The sequence below is a fragment of the Enterocloster sp. HCN-30185 genome (assembly GCF_037890305.1).
In the GTDB taxonomy this organism is placed as follows: domain Bacteria; phylum Bacillota; class Clostridia; order Lachnospirales; family Lachnospiraceae; genus Enterocloster.
This window is the reverse complement of record NZ_JBBKBT010000004.1, coordinates 175,786-189,889: the sequence shown is the minus strand read 5'-3', so window position 1 is coordinate 189,889 and position 14,104 is coordinate 175,786. Positions and strand designations below refer to the sequence as shown.

The window sequence follows — 14,104 nt, the reverse complement described above, 5'->3', positions numbered from 1 at the left end:
ATAGTAACACAATTGTCTGTTAATGACAACCATTGATTATAAACACTTGACACCGGAGGAACGGACGATTAGAATAATTTGGTACAAATTTATGAAAGAAAGGATTATAAAATGAAACTCCAGCGTTTATTAAGCTTGGTCCGCCAGGCTCTCGATACATATCATATGATACAGGACGGAGATCATATTGCAGTGGGAATTTCAGGCGGAAAAGACAGTCTTGCACTGCTCTATGCGCTTCACCATTTAAGACGGTTCTATCCCCAAAAATACGATCTTACAGCCATCACTGTAGATCTGGGGCTTGGAAATCTTGACCTGGATCCGATAAGGGAACTCTGCAAAGAATTTGAAATTCCCTATTATGTGCTTCCCACAGAGATTGGAACCGTTCTCTTTGATATACGAAAGGAATCCAATCCCTGTTCTCTCTGTGCAAAAATGCGCAAAGGCGCCTTAAATGAAAAAGCCAAAGAACTGGGATGCAATAAAATCGCCTATGCCCATCATAAAGAGGATGTGATGGAAACAATGATGATGTCCCTTTTTTATGAAGGACGCTTTTACTGTTTTCCTCCCAACACCTATCTGGACCGGATGGATCTGACTGTAATACGTCCTATGATTTTCGTATCGGAAGCAGATGTTATCGGATTTAAAAATAAGTACCAGCTTCCAGTATGTAAAAATCCATGCCCTATGGATGGATACACCAAACGCCAGTACATCAAAGAACTGATCCAGAAACTGCAAAAAGACAACCCCCATATTAAGGATTGTCTTTTTCGTGCTATTACAGACGGAAATATACCCGGTTGGAGCAAAGCTGCCGATTCTGCAGATGCTTAAATCCCTGGTCCCTGGTTACTTACGGACTCCCCGGGCTTTGTATCTTTAGAGGCTCCCGGTAAGGCAGAGATACCGGGGCCTCCGCCCGGCTGCTGGTCTGAGGATGCCCCAGGTCCTGTACTTCCTGCTTCTCCTAAAGGCCTGGAAGTGTCCTCTTCTTCCTTTTCCTCAGAAAGCTTATTTTCCAGAGATCCCGTTTCTTTCTCTGATTCGGTTTCCTTACTGCTGCCCGGTTCCCAAATTCCCGGTCTCTTCTCTTCCTCTTTTGTTGTTTCTTTTTCACTTTCCTTTATACTGATCGTTTCCCTTGTTTCTTCCGTTTCTTCTAAGCTGCTGCTCTCCTCTTCTGTTTCCGTTTCTTCTGCAGAAGTCTCCGGAATTGTCTCCTGTGGCTTTGAAGCCTCTGTTTCCTTTGGAGCATCGGCGCCGCCTGTCTTATCCTTGGAATCTATTTTTCCGGAGCCCGAAGAAGATTTGGAGGGTGCAGCTGCTCCCTCTTCATATAGCCCTGTTTCTTCCGAAATGTGGGCACTGATCTTTTTTAATCCGGAAGATGGATGGTATGGCGTATCCTCTCCATACAGGAACTGATGCAGCTGGATCACATTACTCTCCAGAGTAGTTGCGATCACACAGTCCATTTTTCCAACCCGCTTTGTCTCCCTGGAAAAAGGAAAACCTGCCGTATCTGCAATATGAAGTTGATCAATATCTTTTACCAGAGGCAGCACATCTTCAATCCCTACACTGGTAGAAATCTGAGGTAAAATAGCTTTTGCAAGATTAGTAAGCGTGCCTGCATCTGCCTGTCTTGCTTTTTCCAACGCCAGAGCAATCACCTTCCTTTGGCGCTCTGTACGCTGAAAATCCGTATCCATAAGCCGCAGACGGCTGTATGCTACCGCCTGAACTCCGTCTAAATGATTGGCTCCGGCCTGTTTAAGCTGCGTCGATCCAATACCCGTGGAATTGACGGTTTCTGTAATAAATCCATTGATATATTTGAACTCTGCCGGAGTAATTTCCAAATCAATACCGCCTAAAACGTTAATCGCTTCAGCCACTGCCTTCCAGTTAAAGGCAGCATAATCATCTATTTTTAGATCCAGGTTTTCTTCCAGTGCATCTACGGCCTGTTTTTGCCCGCCTTTAAAATAAGCTTCGTTGATTTTATGGTACGTTCCCTTGGAGTCAATTTTTAAATATGTATCTCTGAATACACTGGCTAACCGTATCTCACCTGTTTCTCTGTCCAGTGTGCAGACCATCTGTACATCTGCCAGCGCTTTTTTCGTATTACCGTCACGGCTGTCTACACCAAATACAGCCACTGTCCAGATCCCTGTAGGACGATGAAGGTATAGAAAGCTTCCATATGCCGTAACCGCTAAAAGAAGGAATATCAAAAGCATCGGCCATTTTTTCTTTCTTTTACGACGTCTTTCTCTGACAGAACTGCCTTTCGGATTGCGGCGGGATTTCTCTCCTGTCCTAAACTTATTTCGGGAACGGCTATAGGATTCTCTGTGGTTTTTGGAAAAACCTCCCGCTCTTTTCGCGGATCGTCCCTGGGATGTACCTCTTTTGGAAGACTCATCTGAAAACGGTATATCCAGTCCGTCTTCACAGCCATACTCGTCTTCAAAATAAGCGTCATCTATGGAATCAAAGGATTCCCGTTCCCGAAAACTGCGGCCGTCATGGGAAGAGGCCCTGGAGCGGGAAGGCACGTTTCCGTAAGAGCCCGCCCTCCTGCGCCTGGACTGCATTCGTAAAAGTTCATCCTCATTATCATGGTAATTCATGGATTTTCACCTCTGTTTCATTTTCTTTCATAACAGCTATTCTACCACAGGAAAACAGATAAATACAGCTGTAAAGTCTTACGGAATCATTAAATCTGATTCATTGTCCACTGATGGTAAAATTTGTAAATATAAAAATATCCCCTTTCAGACAGACAGATGAAATACCAAAAAACTGCTGCCAGAAAGGGGCATATCAAAAACTTCATAAATTATCGTGATTGAAATTACTTCTGATCCTTCCATTGCTGTTTCAGCTTTGCAAAGGCCATAATAGCCTCTACAGCACCATCAGGACCTACCGAACTGCTGTTTAAACACAGATCATAGCTTCTGGGATCACCCCAGCGCTTGTTGGAATAATAGTTATAATAGCTGGATCTCTTCTTATCTGTCTTTACAATAACCTCTTTTGCTTTGGAATCATCCAGGTTATACAGCGTCTTAATCCGCTCCAGCTTATCTTTTTCATCGCCCGCGATAAATACGCTCAAAACATTGGGATAATCTTCCAGGGCATAATCTGCGCATCGTCCAATGATCACACAAGACTGTTCATCTGCCAGATGCTTGATCGCATCAAACTGCGCAAGAAAGATTTTGTGATTAATAGGCATATCCGAGTATCCTGCGGCTGTATAGCCCATAGAATAAGAATCCATCACCAAAGAATATAAAAAGCTGCTGGTAGGACGTTCATCGTGCTTTTCAAATAATTCCTGACAGAGGCCGCTATGCTTTGCTGCCTTTGAAAGAAGCTCTTTGTCATAGCATTTCACTCCCATCTTTTCCGCCAGCTTTTCTCCGATCAATTTTCCGCCGCTGCCGCACTGTCTGCCGATCGTAATAACAAGATTTCCTGACATTCTGCATACCCCTTTCTCTGGCCTCACAGCAGGAACCAAGCTGTTCCCTGCTCTCTCTGCCATATTTGTATTATAACTCAAAAATTCAGAAAAGTATATAGAAATATACAGAAAATTCTATTTTAAAAGCACATTATTAGACAAGAGTGATAAAATCCACTAATTGTGTCTAATTAATTCAGAGTCTTAAGCAGATTTTCAAAGTAATCTGGAAGGGGGGCGGAAAATTCCATATAAAGACCTGTTCTGGGATGAATGAATCCAAGGACACCTGCATGGAGTGTCTGACCTTTAAGACCGGAAATCGGACATTTAGCCGGGCCATAAACGGCGTCTCCCAAAAGAGGATGATGAATGCTGGCCATATGAACACGAATCTGGTGGGTACGTCCTGTTTCCAGTCTGCATTCTACGTGAGTAAACTGCCTGAAACGTTTTAATACACGATAGTGGGTCACTGCTGATTTTCCCTTGTCATAGTTGATGCTCATCTTTTTCCGTTCCACCGGATGGCGGCCAATGGGAGCGTCAATCGTTCCCTCCTCTTCTTTTATGACGCCATGAACGATCGCCTGATAGCGCCTGGTAATAGAGTGTTCTTTTAACTGAGCCGCAATCGAATTATGTGCCATATCGTTTTTACATACGATCAATACGCCGGTTGTATCCATATCAATCCTGTGTACGATCCCCGGACGCATGACTCCATTGATACCGGAAAGCTGCCCGCGGCAATGATCCATCAGTCCATTGACCAATGTATGGGAATAATGGCCTGCGGCGGGGTGGACAACCATTCCCTTTGGCTTATTGATCAGGATCACATCCTGATCTTCATATAGAATGTCCAGTTCCATATGCTCCGGCTCTATTTCTGGTTCCACCGCTTCTGGAATATCCATGGAAAGAATATCCTCATCTTCTACCACATAGCTTGCTTTTACCGGCTTTCCGTTTACCAGGATCCGTCCGTCCTTTAAAAGCTTCTGGATGTAGGAGCGGCTCAGCTGTCCGGCAGCTTCGGCCAGATATTTATCAATACGCAGACCGCCTTCCTGGTCGCCTACACAGATTTCCTGTTTCACTGCGTTTTCTCCTTTCCATGAGCCTTTCCGGGCTGGAAGCAGTCCAAATCTTCATCATCATAATAAAAAAGCACTAAAAGCACCAGTCCTGCTGCCGCTATGGTAACGTAGCAGTCTGCCACATTAAATACGGGAAAATCAATCAGGCGAAAGTAAAGAAAATCAACCACATAATTCTGGGTCATCCGGTCGATCATATTGCCGACTGCCCCTGCGGCTACCAGCATCAGGCATACTGCTAACGGACGATATTTCGGTGTTTCCGGCATCCGCCACATCATATACAAGATTGCTGCCAATACGGCTATTCCGATCAGGAAGAAAAAAAACTGACGGTTCTGCAGCATTCCAAAGGCGGCACCTCTGTTTTCAAGATAGGAAAATTCAAATACACCTTTTATTACGGCTACCGGCTCCTGGTTCTTAAGAAACCGAACCGCCAGCCCTTTTGTCCACTGATCCAGCCCCACAAGAATCAAAAAACCGATTAAGAAGCTTACCAGAAGGGATCGTTTTTGTCTGCTCATCATTGTTACTCCTTCATATCAATCGTATTTCTGCCCCGGTCAAAGGCATAATCTTTTTTACAGGGAAACAGCCTCAAAACCGGCACGGATTTCATCCTCTGAAAGGGAATGATCCACATAAGCATCTCCGATTCCATTTAAAAGGACAAATTTCACCCTTCCTGCTTCCATCTTCTTATCACTCTTTGTAGCATCAAATACTTCCTTCCAGATCAGGCCATCTACAGTAGTTGGAAGTTCAAAGGACGCCATCGTATGTTTAATATCATCTGCTTCCGTTTCACTCAAAGTACCCTTTAAACAGCTGATACGGGCTGCTGCCACACAACCCAGGCCGACACAGTGGCCGTGAAGCATAGTAAAATTCTTTAACTTTTCCACAGCGTGGCCCAATGTGTGGCCAAAGTTTAAATATGCCCGTTCTCCCTGCTCTGTAGGGTCTTTTTCCACCACTGCTTTTTTTATCTCATTGCTCCGAAAGACCATCTGCCGGCATGTCGTAAGATCACGGGCCATCACCGCATCACGATGTTCCTTTAACCACTCATAGTATGCCTTATCCTGAATCAGTCCATGCTTTATCACCTCTCCCATTCCGGAAGAAAACTGTTCCGCAGGAAGCGTCAAAAGTGTTTCCAGATTGGTATATACCAGTCTGGGCATATGAAAGGCACCCACCATATTTTTGTAATCCGCAAAGTCCACCCCCGTTTTTCCTCCGATGCTGGAATCCACCTGAGACAGCAGTGTGGTGGGGATCTGGATGAAGTCGATTCCTCTCAGATAAGTGGCAGCAGCAAACCCGCAGAGATCTCCTGTCACGCCTCCTCCCAGAGCTGCCAGCATATCTTTTCGGTCAAAATGCTCTAAAATCAGATGTTCATAAAGCATCCGAACCGTATCCAGGTTTTTATGTTCTTCACCTGCTGGAAAAATAAAAACAGAAACCATGCTGCAGCATTGGCTTAGGATTTCTTTTACCTTGTCCAGATAAAGGAATGCCACATTAGAATCTGTAACAATACATATTTTGCGCTTTTCCAGATGAAATGCCGCCAGTTCCCCCTTCAGTCCTTCAAAGGATGTTTCCATACAAATATCATAAATGGGATCTCCATCCCTGCAAACCGTCAAACGTTCCTTCATACGTCAAGTTCCTCCTGATCTGTCTGAATTTTGTGTAGTATGAACAGAAAAACGGGGGCTGCTGCAGGAAATAAAATTCTCCCAGTGGCAGCAGCCTCCGCAAATCCTGTCCCTATGTAGTTTAAATGTGAATGGTCATACCTGCCATCTCCATACCGGACACATCACCGGCTGCCAGCATGTCCTGAAAATCACCGGACAGCTCCACAGAATTAGGGGTTACAATGAAAATATAGTTGGAAATTCTCTGAAGATTGCCATCCATGGAATAAGCAGCTCCGGATACGAAATCAATGATCCTCTGTGCTACCTCCATGTGGATTCCTTCCATATTAAGAACCACTGCTTTTCCAGATAAAAGGTAATTACAGATATCCTTGGAACTGTCCATAGAGGTAGGCTTTACCATCGTAACCTCCATACCGGAACGGCGCATGGGAACCACCTTTGGCGTAGGACGTCCCAGAAAACGGGATTTGTCCTGAGGTTCATCGTAATACTCTTCATCATCCGCAGTATTCTTCCTTGAGAAAAAGCTCTTTTTAGGCGGCTCATCTTCAAAGTCATCGTCCAGGTAGTAATCCTCACCCTCCTCTTCAGGATTTAATCGCATGGTATCCATCAACTTACCTAACAGACTCATTTTACTCTCTCCATTTCCTCTCTATCAACGCTGCCTTACACAGCGCCGTAATGCCGCTCACCAAAAATACCGGTGCCGACCCTTACCATGGTAGCGCCTTCCTCAACAGCGACCTCATAATCTCCGGTCATACCCATAGAAAGCACATCCATAGTAACATTATCAATGTTTTTCCTACCTATGTCAACAGCAAATTCATATAATTTTTTAAAAATTTCCCGATTTTCCTCTGGATTCTCAACAAATGGCGCAATTGTCATCAATCCGCGGATATGCACATGAGGGAAGGTGCTGATCTCCCGTATGGCCGCCTCGGCATCTTCCATAAAAAAGCCATATTTGCTCTCTTCTTTTGCCACATTGATTTCCAAAAGAATATCCACTTCCATATTCTTTTTTGCAGCCTCCTCCTCAATCTGTCTGGCAAGGCGCAGGGAATCCACAGAATGGATCAGGACGGCCTTTCCCAAAACCTGATGAACCTTGTTGCGCTGCAGATGTCCGATCATATGCCAGCGCACATCATCAGGAAGGCTGCCATATTTTGCCTGGATCTCCTGAACCTTATTTTCACCAAAATCCCTGGCTCCTCCCTCATAAGCTTCCTCAAGCATGGGAACAGGTTTTGTCTTGCTTACCGCAATAAGCGTTACCTCGGACGCATCTCTTCCCGCTCTTTGGCAGGCCTCCTCGATACGCCTTCTTACTATTTCCAGATTGTCTCTTATCTCTGACATCGTTTCATCCTCCTCTGTCAAATCCTGATTTAAAACAGCGATCCTATTGATACAGGATCTGGCCTTCCGTAACCAGAGAGGCATCCAGCACAATATGGTCATATACAGACAAACCGTAGCTTGCTCCTTTTTTTATGGTATAGTATTCGCTGTTGGAATCCAGAATTTCAATTTCTTTAAATACGGTATATCCCTTGTTAATGTTAAAAACACCCTTTAAAGCCCTGGTACTTCCCACCTGGAACCGCTCCTGGGAATCAGGCTTTACAATATAGTCGCCGGCTTTTAAGGGGCCGTCCTCCTGAACAGCAATATAATAAAATTCTTCATCATCAAAGCCGATTTCTATAGGGGTAAAGACAGCTGTTGTTCCATTTGCATCATAGATTTCTTTATTTACACCGCTGTCTGTACTGTCCCCGCCCTGAGTGACAAAATCTCTTGGGATCTGATAGAAATTTTTCTCAGTTACTGCACTGACAGGGATTTTAAGCCCCTTTGCCTGATCCTGGCGAATCTCAAAATTCACAAAACGGTCTGTGATAAACTGTGCCATGTATTTATTAAAATCCAGCTTACCGAAAACAGAGCCGTCCTTTCCCGTAAAAATGGAAAAAGAAGCGGTGGTTTCAATACTGTGATCCTTAAATTCCACCTCAAGCGAGGACTTGTCCCCATAGAGGGCCCTGTCCTCCTCTGTAAGAGGGAATACAACCGACCAGTTTTCAGAAGTTGCAATCTTATAGGCAGGTGTTCCGCTCTCGATCAGATCTCCTGATTTATGAAAGGTTTTCGTATAGGCAGACCGGTCAAAAGATGCCGTCTCCACTTCCTCAGGCTTAAGACTTTCATAGGAATCAAAGCCATAGGATACCACACCTGACTGAGGCGATACCACCTGTTCAAAGACAATGCCGGATTCCCTGGCAATCTGATCCAGCTGATCCAGAGCACTGAAGCTGGAATACTCCATCACTGCCGCTTCCAGGGTATAACGGGCATCATAAATCGCCCCGAAATCCTCGTCCGAACGGCTGGTAACAAAGGAGGACAGCTGTTTTTTTAAATCAGCCAGGTTTTCATCACTGAGCGTCTGATTCTCAACCCCATGCTCCTTTAAAAGGGAATCCAGGCGGCCGGTTTCGTCCAGAGAATAAACCCTGGAACCTACGGAGGCACGTTTGCCTTCCCGTAGGTAATAGTTGATATACCCGCTGTTATCCGCATTATAGACTTGTTCTTCTCTCAGGATCAGTCCTGTGTAGGGACGGTCATTTACAATACCGCCTTCTGCCACCTCATAAAACTGGATTTTTTCATGTCCCATATAGATAAAAATATTGATCAGAAGATACAGAAAGATAACACCGAATATCAGCTTGCCGATATCATTGCGTGGCCGCCGGTAAGGAATGATCTTTCTGTTTTTTCTGTGCTTTTTACTGGCCATGAATAACGGCTCTCCTTTTAAAGTCTTGTTTCGTAAAAAAGCTGCCCTCCGCACCAGGCGTACTTCAAAACCTCGTGCGGCAGGCAGCCTAAGTTCTGTCTGCTATTTTATCACAGAATATGTATCATTACAATGAAATAATCACATCACCCTTTGCATTCTCCGGAAGCTCATCCGCGTCCATGGAAATGCTTAATACGAAAGTAACATGATATTTGTCACTGAGTTTTTTCAATGTCTCGTAGGTCTCGGAAATGTCCGCTCCCTCTAAGCACGCCAGCTTTAAGAAGCTGTCAAGATACATAGTCTCAAGATCATGATCCTGAGAAAGAATGCCACAGATAAATCCTAAAAATCCTTCGCTGTGTGTGATCGGAAATTCGTTCACATTGATAAGACGGATCCGGTTGTTCAGCTCATACATATGCTGAGCGCTCTTATCCAGATATACAACGGTGCCGCTGGCTCCCTTGATTGCTGCATTGGCCATGTCTAACAGATGTTTTGTCTTGCCTTTACCTTTTTTTCCTGCAATAATCTGAACCATACCTATCTCCTCCTTGAGTTATATATGTTGTATAAAAAATCAATTAAGATTACCTTGATTATAGTACAAATTCATGCGGAACGCAATCACTATTTGACGATTTTAGAAATTATATTTGTCATATTATCATAAAGATGGGCGCGGCTGTCCGATTTCAGCACAACAGATATAAAATTTCCTTCCGAGGCATTATCCTTTGATGCAATAATTAAGCAATAGCCGGCTGCTTTTGTGGTACCCGTCTTTCCGCCTAACACGGTAACTCCCTCCGGCGTATCCCGTTCCCCTGTGATAAACTGGTTGCTGCATTTCCAGGTTCTGGATACACTCTCTCCGGCCCCATTAATGTAATCTGCCGTGTACGCCTTCGCCTCAATAATCTCCCGAAATTGGGGGTATTTGAAGGCCTCGTTGAATATCAGATAGAGATCATAGGCTGTGGTATAATGATCCTCATCATGAAGTCCGTGCGGATTTACAAAATGGCTGTCCACTGCGCCCAGACGTTTCGCTTCCTCATTCATCCGGTCTGCAAATGCCTCTATACTGCCATCCATATGAACCGCAATGGCTGCACCCGCATCGTTTCCAGACGGAAGCATAAGACCATAGAGAAGCTGCTCCAGCGTAAGGGTATCACCCGGCTTAATGCCACAGAGTGTAGCGCCTGACTCTGTAATTACCGCTTCATCCGTAACCTTTACCTGATCCTCCAGATTGCCGTATTTGATCGCCACCAGAGCAGTCATTACCTTTGTAATACTGGCCGGATACATGGTCTCAAAGGCATCCTTGCTGTAAAGCGTCTGATAGCCGTTCAGATCAAAAAGCGCTCCCGCCTCAGAGGTGAGAAAATCCGGGTCAAAGACACTCTCATCGGATACAACGCAGAGATCTGAGGCGAAACCTTCCATGACTTCTTCCTCTGAACCTGCCAAGGCAATCGCCGGAAGGCGCTTTTTCAGAGAATACGCATCAGAAAAGCCGCCAAAGCAGCCTCCAAGACACAAAGAAGCAGCCAATATGAGGGCACTCCAAGCTCTGACATACCCCCGCTTCATTATCTGTCAACCTCTCTCCATTCCATATCACCTCTGTCAAGAGCCTTGATCAAAAGCTCCGCAGTCGCCAGATTGGTAGCCAGCGGAATGTTGTAGGTGTCGCAGAGACGGACTACATCATTTACGTCCGGCTCATGTGACTTGGGCATCAGGGGATCTCTCAAAAAAATAACCAGATCCATATCGTTATGCTCAATCTGAGCCGCCATCTGCTGAATCCCGCCCAGATGACCAGCCAAATGTTTGTGAATATTAAGATTTGCAACCTCTTCTATGAGTCTTCCGGTTGTTCCGGTGGCATACAGAGAATGCTTGCTTAAAATCCCTCTGTATGCGATGCAGAAATTCTGCATCAGTTTTTTCTTTGCATCATGTGCAATTAAGCCAATTGTCATATTCAGACCCCTCCTTAGGAATTAGTAGTGTCGTGGTACCCGCTGCAGTCCTACATTGAGCACAAGCCCCATACCAATAAAAATACTGATCAGCGAACTGCTTCCAAAACTGATAAACGGAAGCGGAAGTCCGGTATTGGGAAAAATACCTGTAGCAACTGCGATATTGGCAAAACTCTGAAATGCAATGAGCGTAGCCATACCGGTACATAACAGCCTGCCGGCCATATCTTTTGCCCTGGCTGCCATCATAAGACATTCATATACAATCAGTAAAAACAGCAAAATCACGATGGCGCAGCCGATAAAACCAAGCTCCTCACCGATAACGGCAAAGATAAAATCAGTCTGCTCCTCCGAAAGAAAATTACCGTTTTTTACAGATGCAATCGTAGTGTTGTAAAGCCCCTTTCCATGCAGCTGACCGGAACCGATCGCGATAATGGAGTTATTCTGCTGATAACGTGCCTCTCCATACTGCTCCGGGTAAAACCAGGCTAAGATACGTCCCGCCTGGTATTCTTTAATAAACGGGATCATACCATGAAGAAGAAGGTACACGCCTGTCGCAATCATAGGGATGACAACTGCCAGTGTCCCCACGATCCAGCGGTAGCTGATGCCGCTGGCGAACACAATCCCCAACACGATCACCACAGTAACGAGACAGGTAGAAAGGTTTGGCTGTTCAAATATAAGCATGGCCGGAACGGCAAAAAGCGCTGCCGCCAGTACCACGGTAGAAACCTTGTCTACCTTCTCCTGATATTTCATAAAATACCAGGAGAAGGTGATGATAAGGCCAATCTTTACAAATTCCGAGGGCTGGAGCTGTCCCAAAACAGGAACCTCGATCCAGCGTTTTGCATTATTGACGGATCTGCCCCAAAACAGCACGGCCAGAAGGCTTCCGATGCAGATCAGATAAATGACCGTGCTGAAATTCAGTATCTTATGGTAATCTACCAGTGAAAGACAAACAGCAATAGCCATGCCAGCCAGTATGCCAAACATCTGTTTTGTCACTGCTTCCGAATCCATATTGGTGGCACTGCGCACAACCAGTATGCCAATGACGCTTAAAGCTGTCATATAGGCAAGAAGCCGGAAGCTGTAATTTCTGAAATCATAATCAAAAAGCATATCAGTAAAGCCCCTTATTGGAAATGGAGCGTATGGGTATATCTGCCTGGAGCACCGGCAGCCCCCGGCAGGAGGCGGAACCGTCTGTGTCCATCAAAAGGCGGACATTGTCCTTTTCTATCTCCATGTATTTGGAAATGACACGGATCATGTCATTTTTGATCAGCCTTATGAGTTCCGGCGAACAGCCTGCCTTATCTGCCACAAGGAGAAGCTTCAGCCGGAATTTGGCCGTATCTTTGGAACGTCTGGTCTTCACGTTGTTTCACCCCTCCTATGCCCGCTTCAGCACCCGGGCCAGCCTTACAAGAAAGCCTCTGGCCTCGCCGGGGGATTCGATGGGGATATTCTGCCCTAAGAGCCTGCGGCATACATTCAGGTAAGCCTGTCCGGCGGCGGACCCTATTCCTACCAAGGGTTCTCCCTGATTGGTGGAGACTACGATGTTTTCATCATCCGGAATAGCGCCAAGGATATCCACGGCTAAAATATCCCGTACATCTTCTAAAGACATCATGTCTCCCCGGCGTACCATATCCGCCCGGATCCGGTTGACTACCAGCCCGATTTCAGTAATGCCCGCGTGTTCCAGCAGGCCGATGATCCGGTCTGCATCGCGAATGGCTGAAACTTCGGGAGTGGTCACCACCAGAGCCCGTCCCGCTCCTGCAATGGCATTGTAAAAGCCCTGCTCAATTCCTGCGGGACAGTCCAGAAGGATATAATCAAACTCCTCCTTCAGGTCTTCTGTCAGCTTAACCATCTGCTCCGGATTTACCGAGGATTTGTCCCTTGTCTGGGCCGCGGGCAGAAGGTAAAGGCTTGGATATCTTTTGTCTCTTATCAGGGCCTGCTTCATACGGCAGTTTCCTTCTACCACGTCTACAAGATTGTAGACAATGCGGTTTTCAAGACCCATCACCACGTCCAGGTTGCGCAGACCGATATCGGTATCAACCAATACCACTCTCTTTCCCAGAACGGCCAGTCCTGTTCCCACATTGGCAGAAGTAGTCGTCTTGCCTACCCCGCCTTTTCCAGAAGTAATCACAATGACTTCACTCATATAGACCTCCTGAAAAAATGAACTTTACCCATCTATTGTACATTAAATTTTGTGAATTTACCAGTATTTTTTTCCATTCAAGAAAAATTTAATACAGTTCGGCAAAATTTTACATATATCAGCCCATATCCCCAAAAATGGATCGTCCTTTTACAGGCCGGAACGCTATTTCACCGTCCCTGATACAGGCGATCATGGCTCCTCGGCCGAACCGGCGGTGTTTTTCATTTGTTGGAATCGGACAGTTTCCGATACGAAGCTGAAAAGGCATCATGGAAAAGGCCATAACTACTGCCTGAGCATTTCCGGAAACACCTGCCGTCACAGAACCCTTTAGCTCGCCCAAGACGATCACATTTCCCTTTGCCGTGATCCTGGCCCCATGCTCCACATCTCCGATCACTATAATGCTGGACTCTGATTCCAGGGTATCTCCCCTGCGGAGTGTTCCACGGTAAAACTGTCCGGTCTGGGCACTCAGCTCCATAAGCTTTTCATTCAGAGCTTTTTCGCAACGTTCGATCCGCTGGGCATCCGTATCCAGAAGACAGAGCACATCAATCTGTGAATTTTCCGTAATAGTATTTACCACAGCCATCTCCTCTTCAGGTGTAAGCCTGCGCCCTTCCAGTGTAAGAGTCATCTGAACTGCCCCCCAGAAACGGGCGCTGTCTTTAAATTTTTTTGCAATAGCGGCAAGAAGCTCCTCAAAGGGGAGATTTGGATCCAGCAGCACAGTCATGCCTGCCCGGCTGCTTTTAATGACGATCCCGTTTTGCATATG

General features: G+C 45.7%; 16 protein-coding genes. 1 reads left to right on the top strand and 15 read right to left on the bottom strand.

Annotated features, from left to right (window positions below; genetic code table 11):
* Nucleotides 1-111: 111 nt before the first annotated feature.
* Nucleotides 112-849, top strand: a complete 738-nt coding sequence (locus tag WKT10_RS06645; protein WP_066550787.1) for a tRNA 2-thiocytidine biosynthesis TtcA family protein — start codon at nucleotides 112-114, stop codon at nucleotides 847-849.
* On the opposite strand, the gene WKT10_RS06640 is transcribed toward WKT10_RS06645, so the two are convergent.
* The 15 genes from WKT10_RS06640 to WKT10_RS06570 form a co-directional block, all read right to left on the bottom strand.
* Entirely contained in the window at nucleotides 846-2,654 is a 1,809-nt protein-coding gene (locus WKT10_RS06640; protein WP_340276291.1) for an LCP family protein, read from the bottom strand. The two genes, WKT10_RS06645 and WKT10_RS06640, sit on opposite strands and share 4 nt — an antisense overlap.
* A 227-nt stretch (nucleotides 2,655-2,881) precedes the next feature.
* Nucleotides 2,882-3,520, bottom strand: a complete 639-nt coding sequence (locus tag WKT10_RS06635; protein ID WP_317438758.1) for a cytidylate kinase-like family protein — start codon at nucleotides 3,518-3,520, stop codon at nucleotides 2,882-2,884.
* A gap of 173 nt (nucleotides 3,521-3,693) precedes the next feature.
* Complete coding sequence (locus WKT10_RS06630) at nucleotides 3,694-4,605, bottom strand: RluA family pseudouridine synthase (protein ID WP_337932605.1); 912 nt, start codon at nucleotides 4,603-4,605, stop codon at nucleotides 3,694-3,696.
* A complete protein-coding gene (gene lspA / locus WKT10_RS06625) occupies nucleotides 4,602-5,132 on the bottom strand; it encodes a signal peptidase II (protein ID WP_340276289.1) in 531 nt (176 codons plus the stop codon). The genes WKT10_RS06630 and lspA overlap by 4 nt, the downstream gene beginning before the upstream one ends.
* Nucleotides 5,133-5,189: 57 nt before the next feature.
* Nucleotides 5,190-6,278: a 3-dehydroquinate synthase gene (gene aroB, locus WKT10_RS06620; RefSeq protein ID WP_337932603.1), complete on the bottom strand. Its 1,089-nt coding sequence runs from the start codon at nucleotides 6,276-6,278 to the stop codon at nucleotides 5,190-5,192.
* 121 nt (nucleotides 6,279-6,399) lie between these two features.
* The gene (locus tag WKT10_RS06615; protein ID WP_066548482.1) at nucleotides 6,400-6,921 is read right to left on the bottom strand and encodes a cell division protein SepF; all 522 of its coding nucleotides are present in this window, start codon (nucleotides 6,919-6,921) and stop codon (nucleotides 6,400-6,402) included.
* A 35-nt stretch (nucleotides 6,922-6,956) separates the two neighbouring features.
* Nucleotides 6,957-7,658, bottom strand: a complete 702-nt coding sequence (locus WKT10_RS06610) for a YggS family pyridoxal phosphate-dependent enzyme (protein WP_317438753.1) — start codon at nucleotides 7,656-7,658, stop codon at nucleotides 6,957-6,959.
* 43 nt (nucleotides 7,659-7,701) lie between these two features.
* Entirely contained in the window at nucleotides 7,702-9,108 is a 1,407-nt protein-coding gene (locus WKT10_RS06605) for an HlyD family efflux transporter periplasmic adaptor subunit (RefSeq protein ID WP_337932600.1), read from the bottom strand.
* A gap of 127 nt (nucleotides 9,109-9,235) precedes the next feature.
* Nucleotides 9,236-9,655, bottom strand: a complete 420-nt coding sequence (locus WKT10_RS06600) for a twitching motility protein PilT (protein WP_066548488.1) — start codon at nucleotides 9,653-9,655, stop codon at nucleotides 9,236-9,238.
* Between the two features lie 89 nt (nucleotides 9,656-9,744).
* The gene (locus WKT10_RS06595; protein WP_340276285.1) at nucleotides 9,745-10,716 is read right to left on the bottom strand and encodes a D-alanyl-D-alanine carboxypeptidase family protein; all 972 of its coding nucleotides are present in this window, start codon (nucleotides 10,714-10,716) and stop codon (nucleotides 9,745-9,747) included.
* On the bottom strand, nucleotides 10,716-11,111 hold the full coding sequence (gene mgsA / locus WKT10_RS06590; protein ID WP_066548492.1) for a methylglyoxal synthase: 396 nt from the start codon (nucleotides 11,109-11,111) through the stop codon (nucleotides 10,716-10,718). Before mgsA ends, WKT10_RS06595 begins: the two co-directional genes overlap by 1 nt.
* Before the next feature lie 21 nt (nucleotides 11,112-11,132).
* Nucleotides 11,133-12,254: an FtsW/RodA/SpoVE family cell cycle protein gene (locus WKT10_RS06585; RefSeq protein WP_066548495.1), complete on the bottom strand. Its 1,122-nt coding sequence runs from the start codon at nucleotides 12,252-12,254 to the stop codon at nucleotides 11,133-11,135.
* A gap of 1 nt (nucleotide 12,255) precedes the next feature.
* Nucleotides 12,256-12,513, bottom strand: a complete 258-nt coding sequence (gene minE, locus WKT10_RS06580) for a cell division topological specificity factor MinE (RefSeq protein ID WP_066548502.1) — start codon at nucleotides 12,511-12,513, stop codon at nucleotides 12,256-12,258.
* 15 nt (nucleotides 12,514-12,528) lie between these two features.
* Complete coding sequence (gene minD / locus WKT10_RS06575) at nucleotides 12,529-13,320, bottom strand: septum site-determining protein MinD (protein WP_066548504.1); 792 nt, start codon at nucleotides 13,318-13,320, stop codon at nucleotides 12,529-12,531.
* Nucleotides 13,321-13,438: 118 nt separating this feature from the next.
* Complete coding sequence (locus WKT10_RS06570) at nucleotides 13,439-14,101, bottom strand: septum site-determining protein MinC (RefSeq protein WP_337433307.1); 663 nt, start codon at nucleotides 14,099-14,101, stop codon at nucleotides 13,439-13,441.
* Nucleotides 14,102-14,104: the final 3 nt, after the last annotated feature.